At 61.4% G+C, this 20,934-nt stretch carries 20 protein-coding genes; 17 read left to right on the forward strand and 3 right to left on the reverse strand.

What is annotated here, in order from left to right; all coding sequences use genetic code 11:
- Positions 1–151: 151 nt before the first annotated feature.
- From rpoE to mrcB, 17 genes are all read left to right on the forward strand, one after another.
- On the forward strand, positions 152–724 hold the full coding sequence (rpoE, locus tag BWR02_RS10195; RefSeq protein WP_139557623.1) for an RNA polymerase sigma factor RpoE: 573 nt from the start codon (positions 152–154) through the stop codon (positions 722–724).
- 20 nt (positions 725–744) lie between these two features.
- The gene (locus tag BWR02_RS10200) at positions 745–1,224 is read left to right on the forward strand and encodes a sigma-E factor negative regulatory protein (protein ID WP_162560099.1); all 480 of its coding nucleotides are present in this window, start codon (positions 745–747) and stop codon (positions 1,222–1,224) included.
- Between the two features lie 5 nt (positions 1,225–1,229).
- Complete coding sequence (locus tag BWR02_RS10205) at positions 1,230–2,243, forward strand: MucB/RseB family sigma factor regulatory protein (protein ID WP_139557625.1); 1,014 nt, start codon at positions 1,230–1,232, stop codon at positions 2,241–2,243.
- Positions 2,244–2,275: 32 nt separating this feature from the next.
- Positions 2,276–2,701: a SoxR reducing system RseC family protein gene (locus tag BWR02_RS10210; protein ID WP_162560100.1), complete on the forward strand. Its 426-nt coding sequence runs from the start codon at positions 2,276–2,278 to the stop codon at positions 2,699–2,701.
- A gap of 49 nt (positions 2,702–2,750) precedes the next feature.
- Positions 2,751–4,187 (forward strand): DegQ family serine endoprotease, encoded by a 1,437-nt coding sequence (locus BWR02_RS10215; protein WP_236102111.1) that lies wholly within the window; start codon positions 2,751–2,753, stop codon positions 4,185–4,187.
- 4 nt (positions 4,188–4,191) lie between these two features.
- Positions 4,192–5,997 (forward strand): translation elongation factor 4, encoded by a 1,806-nt coding sequence (gene lepA / locus BWR02_RS10220; protein WP_139557627.1) that lies wholly within the window; start codon positions 4,192–4,194, stop codon positions 5,995–5,997.
- 11 nt (positions 5,998–6,008) lie between these two features.
- Positions 6,009–6,785 (forward strand): signal peptidase I, encoded by a 777-nt coding sequence (lepB, locus tag BWR02_RS10225; protein WP_139557628.1) that lies wholly within the window; start codon positions 6,009–6,011, stop codon positions 6,783–6,785.
- 65 nt (positions 6,786–6,850) lie between these two features.
- A complete protein-coding gene (locus BWR02_RS10230) occupies positions 6,851–7,201 on the forward strand; it encodes a DUF4845 domain-containing protein (protein ID WP_139557629.1) in 351 nt (116 codons plus the stop codon).
- Positions 7,198–7,890, forward strand: a complete 693-nt coding sequence (rnc, locus tag BWR02_RS10235) for a ribonuclease III (RefSeq protein WP_139557630.1) — start codon at positions 7,198–7,200, stop codon at positions 7,888–7,890. Before BWR02_RS10230 ends, rnc begins: the two co-directional genes overlap by 4 nt.
- On the forward strand, positions 7,887–8,768 hold the full coding sequence (era, locus tag BWR02_RS10240; protein WP_139557631.1) for a GTPase Era: 882 nt from the start codon (positions 7,887–7,889) through the stop codon (positions 8,766–8,768). Before rnc ends, era begins: the two co-directional genes overlap by 4 nt.
- 20 nt (positions 8,769–8,788) lie before the next feature.
- Positions 8,789–9,499: a DNA repair protein RecO gene (gene recO, locus BWR02_RS10245; RefSeq protein WP_139557632.1), complete on the forward strand. Its 711-nt coding sequence runs from the start codon at positions 8,789–8,791 to the stop codon at positions 9,497–9,499.
- On the forward strand, positions 9,496–10,263 hold the full coding sequence (pdxJ, locus tag BWR02_RS10250; protein ID WP_139557633.1) for a pyridoxine 5'-phosphate synthase: 768 nt from the start codon (positions 9,496–9,498) through the stop codon (positions 10,261–10,263). The genes recO and pdxJ overlap by 4 nt, the downstream gene beginning before the upstream one ends.
- Positions 10,264–10,481: 218 nt before the next feature.
- On the forward strand, positions 10,482–11,069 hold the full coding sequence (locus BWR02_RS10255) for a hypothetical protein (RefSeq protein ID WP_162560101.1): 588 nt from the start codon (positions 10,482–10,484) through the stop codon (positions 11,067–11,069).
- 151 nt (positions 11,070–11,220) lie between these two features.
- Positions 11,221–12,240: a tRNA dihydrouridine(20/20a) synthase DusA gene (dusA, locus tag BWR02_RS10260; RefSeq protein ID WP_139557635.1), complete on the forward strand. Its 1,020-nt coding sequence runs from the start codon at positions 11,221–11,223 to the stop codon at positions 12,238–12,240.
- Between the two features lie 40 nt (positions 12,241–12,280).
- Entirely contained in the window at positions 12,281–12,826 is a 546-nt protein-coding gene (gene folE / locus BWR02_RS10265; RefSeq protein ID WP_129882641.1) for a GTP cyclohydrolase I FolE, read from the forward strand.
- Positions 12,827–12,831: 5 nt separating this feature from the next.
- Positions 12,832–13,827, forward strand: coding sequence for a ferrochelatase (hemH, locus tag BWR02_RS10270; RefSeq protein ID WP_139557636.1), 996 nt, complete (start codon positions 12,832–12,834; stop codon positions 13,825–13,827).
- A 225-nt stretch (positions 13,828–14,052) separates the two neighbouring features.
- A complete protein-coding gene (gene mrcB, locus BWR02_RS10275) occupies positions 14,053–16,305 on the forward strand; it encodes a penicillin-binding protein 1B (protein ID WP_139557637.1) in 2,253 nt (750 codons plus the stop codon).
- 59 nt (positions 16,306–16,364) lie between these two features.
- On the opposite strand, the gene BWR02_RS10280 is transcribed toward mrcB, so the two are convergent.
- The 3 genes from BWR02_RS10280 to leuD form a co-directional block, all read right to left on the reverse strand.
- Positions 16,365–18,965, reverse strand: coding sequence for a FimV/HubP family polar landmark protein (locus tag BWR02_RS10280; RefSeq protein ID WP_139557638.1), 2,601 nt, complete (start codon positions 18,963–18,965; stop codon positions 16,365–16,367).
- Positions 18,966–19,124: 159 nt separating this feature from the next.
- The gene (locus tag BWR02_RS10285; protein ID WP_139557639.1) at positions 19,125–20,150 is read right to left on the reverse strand and encodes an aspartate-semialdehyde dehydrogenase; all 1,026 of its coding nucleotides are present in this window, start codon (positions 20,148–20,150) and stop codon (positions 19,125–19,127) included.
- A 131-nt stretch (positions 20,151–20,281) separates the two neighbouring features.
- Entirely contained in the window at positions 20,282–20,929 is a 648-nt protein-coding gene (gene leuD, locus BWR02_RS10290; protein WP_139557640.1) for a 3-isopropylmalate dehydratase small subunit, read from the reverse strand.
- Between the last annotated feature and the right edge of the window lie 5 nt (positions 20,930–20,934).

Here is a 20,934-nt window from a genome sequence, read left to right on the forward strand (position 1 = left end):
TCGGCGCCAATCAGACTTCATCCGCATTCCGGGCGGCGTCCTTTTGGGAACGCGTTCCTGGCGCGAGGCGGCGGCCGGCTCGCACGGCGACCGGACCCGCAACAGCCCCTCCCCGTGGTCGGGTCGGATACCGACATAGAAAGAACAAAGCATGAACGAACTCCTGGATGAAGAACTGGTCCGACGTGTACAGAAGGGTGACAAGAAGGCTTTCGACAGTCTGGTCAGGAAGTACCAGTACAAGATCACGCAACTGATCAATCGCTACGTCAAGGATGCCGATGAAGCGCTTGACGTCGCTCAGGAATCATTCATCAAGGCCTACCGCGCTTTACCGAGTTTTCGTGGTGAAAGCGCGTTCTACACCTGGCTTTACCGGATCGCGATCAATACCGCGAAGAATCACCTGGCAATGCGGTCTCGCCGGCCGACAGACGATGACATCGACATCGATGCGGCGGAACAATTCGAGAGCGCCTCACGTCTAAAGGATCTGGAGACGCCCGAGGGGTTGGCCCTGAGTAACGAATTGGCTTCCGTGATACAATTGGCGCTGGACGAACTTCCGGAAGAACTCAGAGTTGCCATAACCCTCCGCGAGTTCGATGGGCTCAGCTACGAAGAGATCGCATCTGTCATGGAGTGTCCCGTTGGAACGGTCAGGTCGCGAATTTTTCGGGCTCGCGAAGCCATCGACAAGAAAATGCAAACTGTATTGGGGTGACTGCAATGAAGAGAGATGACATGTCCGAGAAACTGTCGCTAATGGTCGATGACCAGGTGGACGTGGCGACGGCTATGAAGCTCATGAAAGGGTTGGACTCGAGTCCGGAGGACGCCGCGAAGTTTTCCCGCTTCCTGCTCGCTAAGGAAGTGTTGCGCTCGCGCAAAACTGTGATTGCTGATACAGACTTCGTCTCGCGCGTGCACGCGGCGATAGAAGACGAACCCGCGATCATAGTCCCCGACTGGCGGAAGCGTGTGAGTGATCAGGCGATTACGCTCGCGTTGGCGGCCACCTTGGCCGGGTTGGCTGTGTTCGTTGGCGGTTCAGTGCTGCAGGAGCGGGAGGCGAGCCCTATGGCGGTGGCCGCGACTGACCCCGCCTCGTCGGCCCAGTTGCATGATTATCTGGTGACGCACAACGAAACGGCCTATCTGGCGGCCAATGGCGGCCTCATGCCCTATCTGCGCGTGGTCAGTAGCGACAGGGCAGGCCGGTAGTTAGCGTGATCCGCTTGTTCCGCGCGGCGACACGGCTCCGCCGCTGGTCCCTCGGTTTGATTGCGATGGCATGCTGTATCCACGCTTTCGCGGCCGATTTGACACAGGGTGGAGACGAGGCCGATGTCGCCGTCGCGCTGCTGGAAAAGATGCGGACGGCGATGAGCGAGTTGCCCTACCGCGGCATAATCGCCTACTCCCGCGACAACAAGGTCGAGCATATCGAGTTCGCCCACGCAGTCAGCAACGGTGTGGAGCGGGAGCGACTCGTTTCGCTAAGTGGGCCCATGCGCGAGGTAATCCGGCAAGGACAGGAGGTTCGCTGTTACCTCCATGACAGCCGTACCGTGTTGGTCGAGACGAAAACGGCCGGGCGAGATCTTTTCGATTTGCCGGCTAATTTCCAGCAGCTTCGTCCGAACTATATGTTCATCCTGGGCGGACGTGACCGTATTGCCCAGCGAGATGCGCAGGCCGTCGCCATTATCGCCAGGGATGACATGCGCTACGGCCGGCGCGTGTGGGTCGATTCCTCGTCCAACCTGCCTCTGAAGGTCGAAATCATCGATGGTACGGATACCGTGGTGGAGCAGATGGTTTTTTCATCGTTGGACCTTGCGACCCCTGTGTCTGCCGAGCAGCTTGAGCCCACGACCAAAACAGGGCCAAACGACTGGGAAACCCGAGAACACGTGAGCCTGCCGATAGATTCATTACGATGGACCCTGCACGGAGTTCCGGTCGGTTTCCAGATCGCGTCATTTCGCCGGATCAAGAGCGGCGCTGTGAGCCGGCCAGTCGAACATCTGTTGCTCAGCGATGGGTTGACTTCGGTCTCGGTCTATTTCGATGAGGTCGGCGAGAAGTTGGTAGTTGGGCAACCTACGGCATCGGGCGCGATACACTCCTTTTCGCGCAAGATCGACGACTTCCTCGTGACGGCGATCGGCGAAATTCCCGCTAGAACCGCGCAAGCCATCGCGAATGGCATACGGCGTCGCGGCGCGTCGGCCGACTGACGGCGGCGTTCGAGTCCTGTCGCTGCCTGACGGTGGAGGAAGTCGGTATCATCATTGCGCTCGATGGCACGTCGTGCGTCGTTGAAGTCGGTGCTGCAGACGCATGCAGTGGTTGCCAGACCCGCTGCGCGTCGGGCGGTGAGGGACTTCCACGCCAGCTCACGGTTCGTAAGCCGGAGTTCGACCTTCAGTTGGGAGATCGTGTCGTCGTAGGTATTTCGGCGCGTCGGACCTTGTTTGCGGCCGGGATGTTTTACCTGGGGTCGCTGCTGTCGCTGTTCATCGGAGCTTCGGTTGGCCACTTTGCCGTAGGCAGGGTCTGGCCCGCGGCGGTCGATCTTGGGGCGCTCAGTGGAGGTGCGATTGCCTTTTCGCTGGGTTTGTGGGCTGCCAAGAAATGGAATTTCATCGAGTCGCTGGCCTCGGCGCCGGTTATTTCCCGGCGTCTCGTGACCTGAATATGTCGGGTCAGTCATCTTTTTCGTCTCAGGGTTTTTCATGAAGATCATGCCTCATTTTTGCGTCGAGGTGCCTCGCGCCGTCCGCCTCTTGGTGGTCGGCATGGGATTGTCGCTGTGGCTGTCGAACAACGCGTTAGCTCAGCTTCCCGACTTTACGGAGCTGGTCGAGCGAAACAATGCGGCGGTCGTCAATATCAGCACGACGCAAAAGGTTGCCGCGTCCGAGCCTCAACTCCCAGAGGGCATGGAAATTCCCGAGGGCACTCCTTTCGACGACTTTCTGAAGCGCTACTTTGGCGAGGGCGGTGGCGGTGGGGGGGAACCCAGCGAGGCCCAGTCCCTGGGGTCGGGATTCATTCTGTCCTCGGACGGTTACGTCGTGACCAACCATCATGTCGTAAAGGGAGCCGACGAGATCATTGTGCGGCTGCAGGATCGCCGTGAACTCGTCGCCAAGCTGGTCGGTTCAGACAAGCGAAGCGACATCGCACTGCTGAAGATCGATGCCGTTGACCTGCCCACCGTCAAACTTGGTTCGTCCGAAGCTTTGAAGGTGGGGGAATGGGTGCTGGCCATCGGCTCTCCGTTCGGTTTCGAGCATTCGGCGACGGCCGGCATTGTCAGCGCGAAGGGTCGCAGCCTGCCGAGCGACAATTACGTCCCCTTCATTCAGACCGACGTTGCGATCAATCCAGGAAATTCCGGTGGCCCTCTGTTCAACCTTAACGGTGAGGTCGTCGGCGTGAATTCGCAGATTTACAGTCGCACCGGCGGCTTCATGGGGCTTTCCTTCGCGATCCCGACGGAAGTCGCCACGCAGGTTGTGGCCCAGCTCAAATCCGCCGGCAAGGTGTCGCGCGGCTGGCTCGGCGTGAACATTCAGGACGTGAACCGCGAACTGGCGGAATCCTTCGGCATGAAAAAGCCCCAGGGTGCGCTCGTCGCCAAGATCCTACCCAAGAGCCCTGCTGAGGCCGCCGGGATTCAGGTCGGCGATATCATCCTTGCCTACAACGGGACCGAAATCACCAACTCGAGCGCATTGCCCCCTCTGGTGGGTATGACCAAGATCGGCGAGACGGCGAAACTGAAGGTGTTGCGCGAAGGTGCCAATAAGGAACTGGTGGTCAAGATCGGTGCGTTGCCGACCGATGACGACGAGCCCGTGCTCGCCAAGGGCGAACTTGAAGGGCAAATGGTGACCCGCTTGGGTGTGCGCGTGGCCAACCTCACCGCAGAAATGCGCGAACAACTCGAAGTGACGAAGTTCGGCGTACTGGTCACCGATGTCGTGCAGCGCTCGCCGGCTTTCGAGGCGGGTTTGCGGAAGGGAGACGTCATTCAGCGCCTGCAGGACCAGTCCGTAAAGGACGTCGCCCATCTGCAGGACCTCGCCAAGGGACTGGCCAAGGGCAAGACGGTGGCCGTGCTCGTGCTAAGGGGCGGCAACTCGCTGTTTCTGCCGATGAAGATCAAGGAATGACTGCGTGACTGATCGGGCTCATATTCGCAATTTTTCGATCATCGCGCATATCGATCACGGTAAGTCGACTCTGGCCGACCGCCTGATTCAGATCTGTGGCGGCCTTGCCGATCGAGAGATGGCTGAACAAGTACTCGACTCGATGGACCTCGAGCGGGAGCGAGGCATCACGATCAAGGCCCAGAGTGTGACTCTGACCTATCGGTCGAAGGCAGGCGATGAGTATCTGTTGAACTTCATCGATACGCCGGGGCACGTCGACTTCTCGTACGAGGTCTCCCGGTCGTTGGCCGCGTGCGAGGGCGCCCTGCTGGTCGTCGATGCGGCTCAGGGGGTCGAGGCGCAGAGCGTCGCCAACTGCTATACCGCCATCGAGCAGGGGCTGGAAGTCTTGCCGGTCCTGAACAAGATCGATCTGCCTTCCGCCGAGCCGGAAAGAGTCTCGCGCGAGATCGAGGAAATCATCGGTCTGCCGGCCCAGGACGCGATCCGGATCAGTGCGAAAACCGGCCTCGGAGTCAATGATCTGCTCGAACAGCTGATCGGAGCGATCCCGGCGCCGGAAGGCGACCCGGGTCAGCCGCTGCAGGCGCTGATCATCGATTCCTGGTTCGACAACTACCTCGGCGTCGTGTCGCTCGTTCGGGTGATGAACGGCCGCATTGCCCGGCGCCAACGCGTCACGATGATGTCCACGGGCAAGAGCCATACGGTCGAGAAATTGGGTGTATTCACGCCCAAGCCTCTGGATAAGGCGAGCCTCGGGCCGGGCGAAGTCGGTTTCGTTGTCGCCGGGATCAAGGAAATCTTCGGTGCGCCGGTCGGTGACACGATCACCGCGACTGACAATCCGACGCAAACGGCGCTGCCGGGTTTCCAAACAGTGCAGCCGCGCGTGTTCGCGGGGTTATATCCCGTCGAGTCGGACGCCTACGAGAACCTGCGCGAAGCGCTGAACAAGCTCCGCCTGAACGACGCCGCGTTGAACTTCGAGCCCGAAGTTTCCCAGGCGCTGGGCTTCGGATTTCGCTGTGGCTTTCTCGGCATGCTCCATATGGAGATCGTGCAGGAGCGGCTGGAACGAGAGTATGACCTGGACCTGATTTCGACCGCACCGACGGTCGTCTACCAGGTACTGAAGACTAACGAAGAAGTCGTCGCGGTCGACAATCCATCTGAACTGCCGCCCCTGAATGAGATCTCCGAGATTCGCGAACCCATCATACGTGCCAACATCCTGGTACCGCAGGAGCATCTCGGCGCCGTCATCGGCTTGTGCATCGAAAAACGTGGGGTTCAGCAGAGCATGCAGTATATCGGCGGTCAGGTTTCGCTGAGTTTCGACCTGCCATTGAGCGAGGTGGTGCTGGATTTCTTTGACCGGCTCAAGTCCGTCAGCCGGGGCTTTGCCTCCTTCGACTATGAGTTCAAGCACTTCCAGGCGGCGCCCCTCGTGCGGCTTGACGTGCTGATCAATGGCGACAAGGTGGATGCGTTGTCGCTGATCGTCCATCGTGACAACAGTCAGACACGCGGCCGGGATCTCGTCGATAAGATGAAGGATCTGATTCCACGCCAAATGTACGAGGTCGCGATACAGGCAGCGATTGGTTCCAAGATCATCGCGCGCTCGTCGGTGAAGGCGTTGCGCAAGAACGTACTGGCGAAGTGCTACGGTGGCGACATCACGCGCAAGAAGAAGCTGCTTGAGAAACAGAAGGCCGGTAAGAAGCGCATGAAGCAGGTCGGTCGGATCGAGATTCCGCAGGAGGCCTTCCTCGCGGTGTTGCGGGTCGGCAAGGATTCCTGAGAGGGCGCGCGATGGATGTCGATTTTGAATTCGTGCTGGTCGTCGCGACGCTGGCGAGCGGCGTGATCTGGGGTGGCTATCTGCTGTGGCAGCGATGGGGTGGCGCTCCCACGAGGGACGCCAAGGAACCTTTGCTGGTCGAATATGCGCACTCCTTCTTCCCGGTACTGTTCGTCGTACTGGTGCTGCGATCGTTTATCGTCGAGCCCTTTCGGATTCCGTCCGGATCAATGATGCCGACCTTGCTGATCGGCGATTTCATCCTGGTCAACAAGTTCACATACGGAATCCGGCTCCCGGTGCTCGGAACGAAGGTGTTCGCCATGGGCGAGCCAAGTCGCGGTGACATCGTCGTCTTCAAGTTCCCGCAGGATCCTTCGGTCGACTATATCAAGCGCGTCATCGGTTTGCCTGGCGACCGTATCGCTTACTACAACAAGCAGCTTTACCTCAATGGCAAGGCGGTTCCGCAGACCCGCCTCGGCGAATACGTCGGCCTGGGTCAGGGCGCAAGCATGAGCGGTGCCCTACTGCTGAACGAAGACCTGACCGGCGTGACGCACGATATTCTGATTCGCGAAGGTCAGCCCGGGGTCCAGGGGGAGTTTCGAGTGCCGGAGGGACAGTACTTCGTCATGGGCGACAATCGCGACAACAGCAATGACAGTCGCTATTGGGGCACGGTACCTGAAGCCAATCTGGTCGGTAAGGCCTTTCTGATCTGGATGAACTGGGATTGGGACAACCACGGCGTGGCTCTGGATCGTTTGGGCGATAGCCTGCAGTGACCGCCGTGACGCGCGCCGACTCACAACGCCGTCATCTCGCGTCTGCGCGTACCGGGCAGGGTGGCATGACGCTGATCAGCTTTCTGCTCTTGTTGGGGTTCCTCGGCCTTTGCGCCGTGGTCGTGGTCAGGGTGGCGCCGATCTACTTCGAGCACTACATGATCCGCTCCACTCTGCAGTCGCTGGAGAGCGATCGCGACCTCGGTAACAAGTCGCGCGAAGAGATCTTCGATTTGCTGCGGCGGCGTTGGGAGATCAACAACGTCGAAGACGTCACCACCGGCAACGTAAAGCTCGAAAGGGACGACAAGAACCTGAAGCTGAGGTTGCAATACGACGTGGTCCGGCACGTGCTGGGCAATCTCGACGTGGTCGCGCGCTTCGATGACCTGGTCGTCATCGAACTGAAGCCATGAGGCACCCGGAAGACTTGCTGGCCCAGAAACTGGGCTTGCGCTTCACCGACCCCAGGCTGCTGCGGTCGGCCCTGACACATCGCAGCGCAGGTGGCATCAATAATGAACGACTGGAGTTCCTGGGCGATTCGGTCGTCGGTTTCGTGATCGCTCAGGCCCTGTTCGACCGTTTTCCCAGCGCGGATGAGGGGGTGTTGAGCCGGCTCCGCGCCGCGTTGGTCAATCAGACTTCACTGGCCCAGATCGCGCGGACGCTGGAGCTTGGTGATTATCTGATTCTGGGGGCAGGCGAGTTGCGCAGCGGCGGTTTTCGGCGTGACTCGATCCTGTCAGATGCTTTCGAGGCGATCATCGGCGCCGTGTTGACCGATCAGGGGTATGAAGTCTGCCGCGATCTCGTCTTGAGGCTATTTGGAGGGTCCTTTGAGCGCCTTACCGTCGCGGATTGGAAGAAGGACCCGAAGACCCAGTTGCAGGAGTTGATGCAGGCCAGGGGGCTGGATCTTCCCGAATACCGTCTCCTGTCGTTGACCGGGCGCCCACACGACCAGAGCTTCGTCGTCGAGTGCCGGATTCCGCTTTCGGCCGAGCCATCCACCGGCACCGGAAGTTCGCGCAAGCGGGCGGAGCAGCAGGCGGCGCAGGAGATGCTGCGGCAGCTCACCGAGGGGACCAAGGCGTCCGCATGAAGGTCGGTTACGTGGCGCTGGTCGGGTGCCCAAACGTCGGCAAGTCCACGCTGCTCAACCGTCTGGTCGGGCAAAAGCTGAGTATCGTCTCCACTCGACCGCAGACGACACGCCACAGGATTCTCGGCATCAAGACCACGCCTCGCGCGCAGCTCGTGTTCATCGATACCCCGGGGCTCCATGCAGGGATACGACGCGGCATCAATCAAGCGCTCAACCGTGCTGCCGAGTCGGCACTCAGTCATGCGGACGCGGTCGTCTGGCTGATCGATGGTCCACGCTGGAAGCCTTCGGACGAACCCGTACGCCGGCGGCTCGCTGATGTGTCCGCACCCATCCTGCTGGCGATCAATAAGATTGACCGGGTGACCGACAAGACGAGTCTGCTCCCCTTTCTGGGAAGCGCCAATGAGGGGCGTGAATTTCACGAGATCATCCCGATTTCCGCGACCAAGGGCATCAACATCGAGGCCTTGGAACAGTGCCTGATCGCACTGATGCCGGAAGGTGATCCCATATACCCGGGCGATCAGGTCACCGATCGGTCGATGCGCTTCTTTGCCAGCGAGCTGATCCGCGAAAAGCTGCTGTACCGGGTCGGTCAGGAAGTGCCGCACGCCTTGACCGTCGAGATCGAATCATACACCGAGACCCCGGGTCTGGTGACGATACACGCAACCATCTGGGTGGAACGCCCAGGCCAGAAGGCCATCGTCATCGGGCGGCAGGGCGAAGTTCTCAAGGCGATTGGCACCGCTGCGCGGCGCGAGTTGGAAGCCATGATCGAGAAGAAGGTCAATCTGCAGCTCTGGGCGAAAGTTAAGGAAGGGTGGTCCGACAGCGCCGCAGCGTTGCGACGCTTCGGTTATTCGGACTGAACCAGCAAGCCCCGGGAACCATGACAGAGACCGGGCGGATACTCCTCGAACCGGCGTACTTGCTGCATCGGACGAGTTATCGTGAAACCAGCCTGTTTCTTGAGTTCCTGACCCGCGAGCACGGCCGGGTTTCAGTGCTTGGCAAAGGACTGCGCCGCAAAAAGGGCGCTGCCTATGCAGTTTTCTTTCCGTTCGCGCCGCTGCGCGTTTCATGGTCAGCCCGCGGCGAATTGCCGATCCTGACTGATGTCGAGGTCGTCGCTGCTCAGCCTTTGGCGGATGCCAGGGCGCTGGGGTGTGGTTTATACCTGAATGAGCTGATTCTTCGTCTTTTGGCGCCGCATGATCCACATCCGCCGATCTTCGAAGTCTATGGCCAGGCCTTGCATCGGCTCGCAGCAGGGGATGAGCGGGAAGCGGTGCTGCGCAACTTTGAAGTCTTGTTGCTCGCGGAACTCGGTTACGAGTTGCCGCTTGAATGCGATATTGCCACGGGCGATGGATTGGATCCGGGCCGATACTATCGCTATATCGTCGAACAAGGTCCCGTCGCAGCCTTGCCGGATGCAGGAGCCGTCCGGGGATCGGCGCTGATCGCGCTGCGGACGGGCGTTTTCTCAAACGCTGACGACCTCAAGGACGCCAAGCGGCTGATGCGGGGCGTGATAGCCCATCATTTGGGCGGGCGTTCGTTGAAAAGTCGGGAACTCTTCAAATATTCGCGAACATGAGTACGACGAACTCCACAATCCAAAGGTCCATTGCCCTGGGCGTCAACATCGATCATGTCGCGACGCTGCGCCAGGCGCGCGGTACCCGCTACCCCTCGGTGTTGCTCGCGGCACTTGCGGCCGAGCAGGCGGGCGCGGACAGCATCACTGCCCATTTGCGGGAGGACAGACGGCACATTCAGGACCGTGATATCGATGTGCTACAGGAGCACCTATTGACCCGGCTCAACCTGGAAATGGCCGTTACTGACGAGATGGTCGCGGTGGCCTGCCGGGTGCGTCCGGCATCCGTCTGCCTGGTTCCAGAGCGGCGGGAGGAGTTGACGACCGAGGGGGGCCTCGATGTACAGGGACGCTTCGCCGCGGTTCAGGCCGCGTGTTCACGACTCAGCGCGGCCAACATCAAGGTTTCCCTGTTTATCGAGGCCGATCTGCGTCAAATCGATGCGGCGATTCGAGTTGGCGCGCCTGCAGTCGAGCTGCACACCGGAACCTATGCGGATGCCGTGCACGACGCCGAACGTGACGTAGCGTTGAAACGCCTGGAACGCGCGGCGCAAGCGGCGGCCGACGCTGGATTGGCCGTGCATGCGGGGCACGGCCTGCATTACCACAACGTCGGGCCCATCTGCGCTCTCCCGGCCGTTCGCGAATTGAACATCGGGCACTCCATTATCGCCCGCGCCGTCTTCTGCGGAATCGATGCGGCGGTGCGGGAGATGAAGGCATTGTTGGTCGGCGGAGCGACCGGCGCACGGAATTGACCGGGCAGCCGCGATCTGCCATATTGATATCTTTTCTCAGGATGGTCCAAGCGTTTCCGTAAGCCGGCTGACGGGGGGCTGATTTCCTGGGCAGCGGCCGATGAGAGCATTCGATGGCTGATTTACCTCCGGACGATGCGGCATATCGGCGCGCTCTGTACACGATAGAGGGCGACCGTCATCACCTGACGCGGGCCATGCCAGCATGGTTGCGGCGCTTGCAGCAGCTGATCTGGACACTCGGGATCATTGCCATGATGCTCCTGATCGTCGTGTGGCTTTACCGCGTACAATCCTCGCTTGCCCGTTTGGAAGGCGGGATTTCCGCTCCGGCGCTCGCAAACAGCGGCCAAGAACCACAGTTAAGTCCGGAAGTGAAAACGCTGGAGGGCCGCCTGGCGCGCGTCCTGAGCGCCTCGGTCGAAAGCAAGCTACGACGACTGGAGCAGAGTGTGGAAAGGGGTACGCTGGGCGGTGAGGACCTGCAACTGCTCGAGGCGGCAGCGGGTGAATTAAGGCTCCTGCGTTCTCAGCCACAGGGCGGCATGGGGCAAGATCGTACCACCGAGCATCCCCGATATCGTTCCGTCCAGGCCCCTGCGACCGCTACGGGGACGGATGCCCTCGGGCAGGTCGAGGAATTACGGGCCATCGTTTATGCCGTGGTGGTTTGCGTTGCGCTGTTGCTGCTTTTGGCGATCGGTTTGTGGTTCAGCACCTCGAGACAGGTCAGAATGATTTCCGCGTCTCCCCGCCACCAATTGCCGGCGATGCGTCCGAGCCGCGAAAACCAGCGGGGCACTTAAGCCGACCACCCGTGCTGCTGCCGTGATGACGAGGCCCCGGGCGGGCGCTCGATCCTGTGTGTGATCCCTACATCCGTCATCCTGAAAGCGCCGCACGGGGCGCTCGGGCAGGCTCCCGGCAACCCGGCACACAATCCATCACCCGTGCTGAATGACCACTGAACCCTTCTGCATTCTGGATAGGCGTCTGTCCGTCGCGCCGATGATGGATCGCACCGACCGCCACTTCCGGTTTTTCTTGCGGCTGCTGTCCAAACGCACCTTGCTCTACACCGAGATGGTCACGACGTCGGCGCTATTGCACGGTGACCGCGGTCGCCTGTTGGCGTTCAGCCCGGAGGAGAAGCCGCTGGCGTTGCAACTCGGAGGCAGCGATCCCGAGGCCTTGGCGGCCTGCGCCGCGATGGCCGACGCGGCCGGGTTTGACGAGGTCAACCTGAATGTCGGCTGCCCCAGCGACCGGGTGCAGAACGGGCGTTTCGGTGCCTGCCTGATGGCGGAACCCGCACTCGTCGCGGATGGCGTTGCGGCCATGAGGGCAGGCACGCGCTTGCCGGTGACGATCAAGACCCGGATCGGTATCGACGAGCGTGATTCCTATGAAGAACTGTTGGCATTCATCGATACGGTGGCTGCGGCTGGGTGCCGTGTTTTTGTCGTCCATGCGCGGAAAGCCTGGTTGAAGGGACTATCGCCCAAGGAAAATCGGGAGGTGCCGCCACTCCGCTATGACGTGGTTGCGCGACTCAAGCGGGATCGACCGGATCTGGAGATTATCCTGAATGGCGGAATTCTCACGCTCGAAGAGGCGAACGCCCAGTTGCGCAGCTTCGACGGCGTGATGATTGGCCGCGCGGCGTACCGAGACCCTTTCCTGCTGGCCCGCGCGGATCAGCAAATCTTCGGCGCGGAGAACTCGCCCGTAACGCGACACAGCGTTATCGACCGATGGCTCCCTTACGTCGAACGCGAGCTAAGCGCGGGTACACCTTTACATGCAATGGTCCGCCATGTGCTCGGTCTATATCACGGAGCACCCGGTGGACGCCGCTGGCGGCGCTACTTGACTGAGAACGCCACCGGCCGGCAAGCGAGCGCCGCAGCGCTGATCGAAGCCGCGCGGTTGTGCTCCGAATCGGCGCTGGCCTCACCGACCGGAGCCGCCGGGTAATTTTTCGACTTTCCGGAGAGACTGAGCCATGAGCAAGCGAATGGAAGCCGTGTTTTCCGACCTGATCCAGGAACTCGGCGAGGATGTGACCCGTGAGGGCCTGATCGACACCCCGAAGCGGGCCGCCGCTGCATTTCGGTTTCTGAACAGCGGGTACGCCCAATCCCTTGACAACGTGCTGAATAACGCGCTGTTCGAGGCCGATACCGAGGATATGGTCATCGTCAAGGATATCGAGCTGTACTCGTTGTGCGAACATCATTTGCTGCCGTTCATTGGCAAGTGCCACGTAGCCTATCTGCCCAAGGGCAAGGTCATCGGCTTGTCCAAAGTGGCACGCATCGTCGAGATGTACGCGCGAAGACTGCAGATACAGGAGCGTCTGACAAAGCAGATCGCCGATGCGATCCAGACTGCTTTGCAGCCGGCTGGCGTGGCCGTCGTGATCGAGGCCAAACACCTGTGCATGATGATGCGGGGCGTCGAGAAGCAGAACTCGGTGATGACGACCTCCTCGATGCTGGGGTTGTTCAGGCGCCAGATCAGCACGCGATCCGAGTTTCTTGGCTTGATCAATCGGAAGTGAGTGCCATGACGGCTGAGTCACAGCGAAAAGTCGGGGTGTTGCTGGTCAACCTTGGTACGCCCGATGCGCCCACACCGGCTGCGGTCCGGCGCTACTTGCGCGAGTTCCTGGCCGATCCGCGGGTCGTGGAGATTCCGCGAGCGATCTGGTGGTTTGTACTGAATCTGGTGATCGCTCCCCTGCGCGCCCCGAAGTCGGCCCACGCTTACGCCACGGTGTGGACGGAGCGCGGCTCGCCGCTGCTATTTCATTCGTCCGATCTTGCCGCGGCGGTGCAGGAACATCTGGAGCGCGGCGCCGTTAACGGGACACGGTATCTCGTCCGGTTGGGCATGCGCTATGGCAATCCCAGTGTGCGGAGTCAACTCGATGCCCTGAAAGCAGAGGGCGTCGAGGAACTGGTCATTTTGCCGCTGTATCCCCAGTACTCGGCAGCCACGGCCGCCTCGACCTATGATGCGCTATCGCAGGTGCTCCGCACCTGGCGACACGTCCCGTCCCATGCCTTCATCGCCGACTACTTCCGCGAGCCGGCGTATACCGATGCCGTAGCGAGCAGCATAAGCCAGTATTGGAAGAGCCACGGTCAGCCCTCCGGTATGTTGCTGTTCTCTTTTCACGGTCTGCCGGCCCGGAGCCGGGCGTTGGGCGACCCCTACTATGATCAATGCGTCGCGAGCGCAGCGGCCATTGCCGGTCGCCTCGGGTTGGACGAGTCCCGCTGGCGACTGGTCTTCCAGTCGCGCTTCGGCCCGATGGAGTGGCTAAAGCCCTACTGTGTCGAGGTCTTGGCGGAGTTGCCAACGCAGGGAGTCAGCGCAGTCGATGTGGTCTGCCCCGGCTTTGCGGTGGACTGTCTGGAGACCCTGGAGGAAATCGCCGTGGCCAACCGGGAAGTCTTCCTCGGTGCAGGAGGTTCCCAGTACCGCTACATTCCGGCCCTGAACTCCAGCCCACAGCACGCGTCGGTCATTGCCGACCTCGTTGCACGAGGCGCTTGACGGACGAAATACGGACGTCGGCGCGGGGCCGGGCCTGCGCCGGTGCACAGCGGCATCCGCAGGTTCTGGTGGTCGTTCGGTGGAGATGCGCGCGATGAGGCGGCGGTTTGAGTCCGCAATTGGCTCCCTTAGGGCGGTGCCGGTTCGACCGTCATGACACGGCAGCAGCGCAAGCGGGTACCACCGAAAGGCAGACGCGCACGCGGCGGGCGGTTCCGTCGCTTTATGTTGCGCCAGATCCTCGTTCTCCTGCCTTTTTTCGTCGTTGGGTTTGGAGCCTACCTCGCCTACCTCGATTACCGCATTCGGGAGGAATTCGAGGGAAAGAAATGGTCCCTGCCGGCTCGGATCTACGCGGCGCCGATGGAATTGTTCGTCGGTGCCGGAAGCGGGCCTGAGCGTCTCGAGCAGCGCCTTGCGGACCTCAAATTTCGGCCCGATCCGCTCCTCGCGACGCGCGCGAGCTATGCGCGACGCGGAACATCGCTGCTGGTCAAGACGCGCGCGTTCCGCTTTCCCGATAGGGCCGAGCCCGCACGCACCATTCGCGTCGACTTCGACGGTGATCGCATCTCGGCGCTGACCGACTTGGACAAGGGGCGCAGCCTTGCGGTGTTGCGCCTGGAGCCGCTGCAGGTCGGCAGCTTCTACCCGACGATCAAGGAGGATCGCATTCTCATCAAGCTGGCTCAAGCTCCCGACCTGCTGTTGAAGGCATTGTTTGCCGTGGAGGATCGGGACTTCTATCAGCATGCGGGAATATCGGCGCGGGGCATCCTGCGAGCGGTCTGGGTCAACGCCCGCTCGGGGGCCATCGTTCAGGGCGGCAGCACGCTGACCCAGCAACTGGTCAAGAATCTGTTCCTGTCGTCCCAGCGCACATGGTGGCGCAAGATCAACGAGGCTTTCATGGCGCTGATCCTCGAGGCGCGCTACTCAAAGCAGCAGATCCTGGAAGCCTATCTGAATGAGATCTACCTGGGGCAGGACGGTGCACGCGCGATCCACGGCTTCGCTCTGGCCAGCCAGTATTACTTCGGTCGCTCGCTGAGTGAACTGCAGTTACAGCATATCGCGACATTGGTGGGTCTGGTGCGAGGCCCTTCCTACTACGATCCCTTCCAGGCGCCGGATCGCGTCGTGAAACGCCGCAATGTCGTGCTCGATGCGATGGCGGAACAGCATTACGTCACGTTCGCCCAAGCCGCCGAGGCCAAGGGGAAGGCGCTCGACGTCCTCGCCGATCCCCATCAACCGATCAGCCAGTACCCGGCCTTTCTCGATCTGCTCAAACGCCAGCTGGCCAAGGACTATCAGAACGAGGATCTGACATCGGAGGGGCTGCGCATCTTTACGACGCTCGAAGTCGATGCACAGCGTGCCGCCGAAGCGGCCGTGGGCGACGGGATCAAGCAACTGGAACAGCGGGCAGGTCGTCGTGGACTTGAAACGGCCGCGATTGTTACGCGGCGCGACAGCGGCGAGATCGTCGCGCTGGTCGGGTCGCGGAATCCGCTGTCCGCAGGTTTCAACCGCGCGCTCGATGCCGAGCGGCAGATCGGATCACTGTACAAGCCAGTGGTGTACCTGACGGCACTGAGAAACTCGAAGCGTTATACGATCGCCTCGCCGCTGTCGGATCGGGCTTTGCGACTGAAGGCCGAGGGCGGTCGGCCGTGGCTTCCGAGCAATTACGACGGCAAGGAGCATGGGACCGTATTGCTGAGCACGGCGCTTGCTCAATCCTATAATCTGGCGACCATCCGGCTTGGTCTCAGTGTCGGAGTCGAACGCACTCTGGAGACGCTGCGGCGGATGGGCGTGTCGCGCAAGGGGCCCACGTTCCCGTCGGTGTTGCTCGGCGCCGTCAGCATGACACCGATCGAGGTGGCGCAGGCGTATCAGACGCTGGCTGCCGAGGGTTTTCTGATGCCGCTGACCACCATACGAGCGGTCACCTCACGCGATGGCAAGGTATTGCAGCGCCACGCACTCAAGCCGCGGCAGCAAGTCGATACGTCGGCGGTGTTCCTGGTCAATACCGTGTTGCAGGAAGCCGTGTCGCAAGGCACCGGGAAGTCGCTTTATGCGCTCCTGCCGCGGCACTTCAATGTGGCAGGGAAGACCGGAACCACAAACGATCTCCGCGACAGCTGGTTCGCCGGGTTTACCGGAGATTATCTGGGTGTGGTCTGGGTGGGGCGCGACGACAACCAGCCGGCGCGACTCACGGGCGCGCAGGGCGCGATGCGGATCTGGGGTCTGACCATGAAGCAAATTGCGCGTGAACCGGTGACCCTGGCACGGCCACAGAACGTGGCGGAGGCCTGGATAGACCGGGAAACGGGATTGCGCTCCGAGCCGGGCTGCCCGACGGCGGTTCGCATGCCTTTCATAAAGGGTTCTGAGCCGCCGACCGGTCGGGCCTGTGGTGCAACCGCCAGGACGGCGCCTTCCGTAAGTGACAGTCTGTTCTGACGCTTGCCTTCCGCCGCGAGGGGCAACGGACGGGCCCGTGTCACGGCAAGCTGGAAGCCTCAACCAAGGCGCGTCAGCAGGGCCTGTGCTTCCCGGCGTTGCTCTGCCGTTCCAGCGGTGATGACTTCATTCAGGATGATGCGGGCCTGTACGACATCCTGCATGTCGGCATAGGCCCGAGCCAGATCCAGCTTCGACTCGAGATCTTCGACTTCAGTTGCGGCGGGATGACTGCCATCGTTCGTTTGGGCCGCGAGCGAGCGATCGGTCGCCGCAGGGCTCATGCCGTCCGGCACCGTGGCGAGGTGTTCCTCGAAATGCATGGCCGACAGCTCTTTAAGCAGGTCCTCGATCGACCGCGCAGCATCGGTGTCGAGAGCCGATTCGGCGTTTTCGTGCGCCGGTTCTTTGGAAAACGGGATGGGCGTGTAGGGAATCATGTGCGCATCCTCTCCCTGTTCGCCGGTACCTGTCGTAGACTCGGTCGGCGCCTCTTCTGGAGCAGCGGCACTCTGCAACGGGCCGGCCGTTCCATCAGTCGTCGATGACAGGGGAGGGACGGTTCCCTTGCCCTGGCTTGAATCGTCAAGCGCGGCGCTCGGTATTTCCTCGTCGAGGGTGCGGCTTTCCAAACTGAAATGTTTGAGCTTGGCAATCAACTGATCGGTTTCGTCGGGCGCTGCGTTGGCCGGGGTGCTGTCGTCTGCACTGTTCGACAGTGTCTCTTCGAGCGTTCCCAAGGGCAGACCTATTTTTTTCCCCAGGGCGTCGGCACGAGCCCAGAACTCGGGGTCGGCGATCGGGTGTTCCGTCTTCAGCTTTTCGGTCAATAACCGAAAGGCGTCGCGGTCTTGCGTCTCCGCGTAGACTTGAAGAAGTTTGAGGTAGGGCTCGGGACGCTCGGGGGCGAGTTCAATCGCGCGCTTGATGGACTCCTCGGCCTGGCGGAACTTGCCATACGACAGATAAATCTCCGCCTCGAACAGTGCGTCTCCTTCCAGCGGTTCGGTCCGGGCGAATTCCGGCGCTGGCTGCACCGTTGTGGCGTCTGGGGGTGTGTCGGCTGCAATGGCTGGTGGTTCGGTTACCGCCGCATTGATCAGCCCGGCCGGCGCCGAGCGAGCCGTTGATTTGCTTGCAGTCACCGCCAAAGCATTCTCGTCGTCGACCATTGGACGCGAGCGGCGGGACTCAATACGTCGCCGCGCGTAGTTTCCCACGAGTGCTGCGACCAGAGCTGCCGCGAGACCCAGGAGCCAGGGTTGCAGACCGTCATCGGCGGTGGCCTGCGTCTGGTGCGTCGATGGCGGCGCCGCAGGTCTGTGAGACGGGATCGGTAGGTTAGCGGGTTTTGATTCAGTCCCGGCGCCATCGAACTCGGTTCCGTGTCGCGCACCGTCCGCGGCCGGTACCTGGGCGGGAGTCGCTGCAGGTGCAGGCGCGGCGACCGTTGCGGGACCTGTTGCATCGACGGGCTGCGACGCGGCTTCCACATCGCGTGACGCTGGTGTCCCCGACGCAGAAGTAGTGGTGGTCGACACCGCTTCGACAACAGGTACTGGCGTCGCGGTGGGCACGATGGCAGAGGCTGGGGCCGCTGGTGCCGGCGGCATGCTGGCACTGCGGTCGCGGGCCTCAAGCTGACGGGTCAGATCCGTCACCCGCAGTTCCAACTGGGTCATCCGGTTGCGTAGCTGTTCATTCTCGCGCCGGAGCTTTTCGATTGCAGGCCACGCTGGATTTTCGGGTATGCGTGCCGGCGAAGATGTTCCGGCTGTAACGGACTCACGAGCATTAAGGTTTGGCTGAGCAGGCCCGGTGGCTTCATCCGGCGAAGTAGCTAATGCTGCAACGCGATGTTGCGCGGACCGATTCCGCCGCCCGGCCTGAAAAGGGGGTTCCTCTATCGATTGTGGCGACTGTACGGCATCTCCCAGGCCGAAGAGATCGTCCTCCCCGGGGACCCTCAGGTAGGTGCCGGCATTCAGGGCGTTGACGCTCGGCCGGGAAAAGGCCCGGGGATTCAGACGGAAGAGTGCCGTCATCATCCGTTCAGTCGTAATCGACGTATCGGGCTTAAGCCGCTCGGCGATCTTCCAGAGGTTCTCATTGCGAGCAACGGGACCATAGATTTGCCCCTTCGGGCCCATCGGAGCGATGCGTTTGGCCCCGGCATCCGTGGAAACTTCGGAGACGGGGCGGGTCTCCAGCGAGTCGCCCCCCCACTCGGGCATCAGTTCCCGGCGCGCCGTCGCTAGGGGCGCCGCCAACGCATCAGGCGGGTCCAGCAGGACCGTGAAGCTGCGCAGCATGCGGCCCTGGGGCCACGTCAGTTCCATCAGGAAGCTGAGAAAGGGTTCGGAGATGACATCCAGAGAGCGGATGCGAACCGCGAAACTTCCATCACGCCGCTGCACCGCATCGAATCGCAGCTTGCCGATCGCCGGCGAGCGGGTCAAACCGACCTTCGCGAATTCCGCAGGTGCCGCCAGGCCGATGCGGATCTGATCCAGTTGTTCGCCGGACAGAACGAGCGGTACCTCCGCGTCGAGCGGTTGATTCAGAAAGGAGTGCAGTCTGATTTCGCCAACGCCGAGCGTCTGTCCACTGCCGGGGGCCAGCAATCCGACGATGACGAGTGCTTTCGAAAAACTGTGCACGCGGCCAATCTCCGGTTCAAGCGATGAATGAGAAGGGGCAAGCCGCTGTGGGCGGTCCCCTTCACACAAACTTAGATCACAGTTCGATCACACGCAGCGCGACGCTGTATTCAACCGAATTCACCCGACTCGGAACGAGAGCGGGACCAACGCGCCGTGCTAGGCGAGGAATCGCTGGAGCAGCATCTCGGCGATCTGCACGCTGTTGAGGGCCGCGCCCTTGCGAACGTTATCTGCGACGACCCACAAGTTCAAGCCCAAGGGATGAGAAATGTCCTCCCGGATGCGACCCACGTAAACGGCATCATGACCCGCGGCTTCGGTCACGGCGGTGGGATAGCCGCCTGGCTGGGGCTCGTCGATGACGATGACGCCGGGTGCGGCGGACAAGAGGGCGCGGGCCTCGTCGGCGGTGATTTTCCGTCGCGTTTCAACATGCACGGCCTCCGAATGCCCATAGAACACGGGTACCCGAACGGTTGTCGGATTCACCTGTACCGTGTCGTCGCCCAGAATCTTACGAGTCTCCCAGACCATTTTCATTTCTTCTTTGGTGTAACCGTTGTCCATGAAAACGTCGATCTGCGGGATGACGTTGAAGGCGATCTGTTTTGGATAGACCGCGGGATCCACCGGGCGTCCGTTGAGCAGCTTGGCGGTCTGGCCGGCGAGTTCTTCGATGGCTTTCCGGCCCGTCCCCGATACGGCCTGGTACGTCGACACATTGATCCGGGCAATCCCGACGGCGTCGAAGATCGGCTTCAGCGCGACGACCATCTGTATGGTCGAGCAGTTCGGGTTCGCGATGATGCCGCGGTGACGAAAATCTGCGATGCGCTCGGGGTTGACTTCGGGCACGACCAGCGGAATCTCGTCGTCATAGCGGAAGCAGGAGGTGTTGTCGATCACCACGCAGCCGGCTGCCGCCGCCTTAGGTGCAAATTCCGCCGATACGGAGGCGCCGGCCGAAAACAGCCCGATCTGCGCCTTGGTCCAGTCGAAGTGCTCGACGTCGGTGACCGTCAGGGTCTCGTCACCGAACTCGACTCGTTTTCCCGCGGACCGTGCGCTGGCGAGCGCGTAAACTTCACCGACCGGAAAATTCCGTTGCGCGAGGATCGAAAGCATAGTTTCGCCGACGGCGCCGGTAGCACCCAGTACGGCCACATTAACGGTCTTGTTCATCGCTTTGGGTCAGAGTCGTTCGAGAGTTGTGCGTAGCTCGCGCTTCAGCCGGGGGGCGCACGGAGGGGTGACTTCCACCCCGGCAAGCGCGATTTGTCGTGCGACGCCTCGGGGCCGCATCGCCTCCGTATTCAGGTCGGTACCGTGTCCGGAAACAGCCAGGGCGCGGCAGAGCGCCGGCGCGCCTCATAGGCCTCGATCTGCGCGCGGTGCTGCAGTGTCAGTGCAATGTCATCAAGGCCATGCAGCAGCCGATGCTTGCGCGATGCATCGATCTCGAACGGAATCACTCGGCCGTCCTGAGTCGCGATGGTCTGCAGCTCCAGATCGATAGTCAAGTCGTGACCCGACCCGGCCAGCGTGAATAGTTCATCGACGGTTTTTGCATCCAGGACGATCGGCAGGATGCCGTTCTTGAAGCAGTTGTTGTAGAAGATGTCAGCGAAGCTGGGGGCGATGATGGCCCGGATGCCGAAGTCCTCGAGTGCCCAGGGCGCGTGCTCGCGCGACGAACCGCAGCCGAAATTTTCGCGTGTCAGCAGGATACGAGCCTCCGCGAACAGCGGCTGGTTCAGCACGAACTCTGGATTCAACGGGCGGTCGGTGCAATCCATACCCGGTTCGCCGTGGTCCAGATAGCGCCACTCGTCAAACAGGTAAGGACCGAAGCCAGCACGCTGAATGGACTTCAGGAACTGCTTTGGAATGATGGCGTCGGTATCGATGTTGGCCCGATCCAGAGGGGCGACGCGGGCGGTGATACGGGTGAAAGCTTTCATGGAGA

Origin of the sequence: Methylotetracoccus oryzae, from assembly GCF_006175985.1 — a bacterium.
Classification (GTDB): Bacteria; Pseudomonadota; Gammaproteobacteria; order Methylococcales; family Methylococcaceae; genus Methylotetracoccus; species Methylotetracoccus oryzae.

What these genes read in the sequence shown, in the direction of transcription:
- dusA (WP_139557635.1), top strand. Translation starts at nt 11,221, where the DNA reads ATGACCACTGAACCCTTCTGCATTCTGGATAGGCGTCTGTCCGTCGCG.
- pdxJ (WP_139557633.1), top strand. Translation starts at nt 9,496, where the DNA reads ATGAGTACGACGAACTCCACAATCCAAAGGTCCATTGCCCTGGGCGTC.
- lepB (WP_139557628.1), top strand. Translation starts at nt 6,009, where the DNA reads ATGGATGTCGATTTTGAATTCGTGCTGGTCGTCGCGACGCTGGCGAGC.
- BWR02_RS10230 (WP_139557629.1), top strand. Translation starts at nt 6,851, where the DNA reads ATGACGCTGATCAGCTTTCTGCTCTTGTTGGGGTTCCTCGGCCTTTGC.
- leuD (WP_139557640.1), bottom strand. Translation starts at nt 20,929, where the DNA reads ATGAAAGCTTTCACCCGTATCACCGCCCGCGTCGCCCCTCTGGATCGG.
- recO (WP_139557632.1), top strand. Translation starts at nt 8,789, where the DNA reads ATGACAGAGACCGGGCGGATACTCCTCGAACCGGCGTACTTGCTGCAT.
- mrcB (WP_139557637.1), top strand. Translation starts at nt 14,053, where the DNA reads ATGTTGCGCCAGATCCTCGTTCTCCTGCCTTTTTTCGTCGTTGGGTTT.
- folE (WP_129882641.1), top strand. Translation starts at nt 12,281, where the DNA reads ATGGAAGCCGTGTTTTCCGACCTGATCCAGGAACTCGGCGAGGATGTG.
- era (WP_139557631.1), top strand. Translation starts at nt 7,887, where the DNA reads ATGAAGGTCGGTTACGTGGCGCTGGTCGGGTGCCCAAACGTCGGCAAG.
- BWR02_RS10200 (WP_162560099.1), top strand. Translation starts at nt 745, where the DNA reads ATGTCCGAGAAACTGTCGCTAATGGTCGATGACCAGGTGGACGTGGCG.
- rnc (WP_139557630.1), top strand. Translation starts at nt 7,198, where the DNA reads ATGAGGCACCCGGAAGACTTGCTGGCCCAGAAACTGGGCTTGCGCTTC.
- BWR02_RS10285 (WP_139557639.1), bottom strand. Translation starts at nt 20,150, where the DNA reads ATGAACAAGACCGTTAATGTGGCCGTACTGGGTGCTACCGGCGCCGTC.
- hemH (WP_139557636.1), top strand. Translation starts at nt 12,832, where the DNA reads ATGACGGCTGAGTCACAGCGAAAAGTCGGGGTGTTGCTGGTCAACCTT.
- BWR02_RS10215 (WP_236102111.1), top strand. Translation starts at nt 2,751, where the DNA reads ATGCCTCATTTTTGCGTCGAGGTGCCTCGCGCCGTCCGCCTCTTGGTG.
- rpoE (WP_139557623.1), top strand. Translation starts at nt 152, where the DNA reads ATGAACGAACTCCTGGATGAAGAACTGGTCCGACGTGTACAGAAGGGT.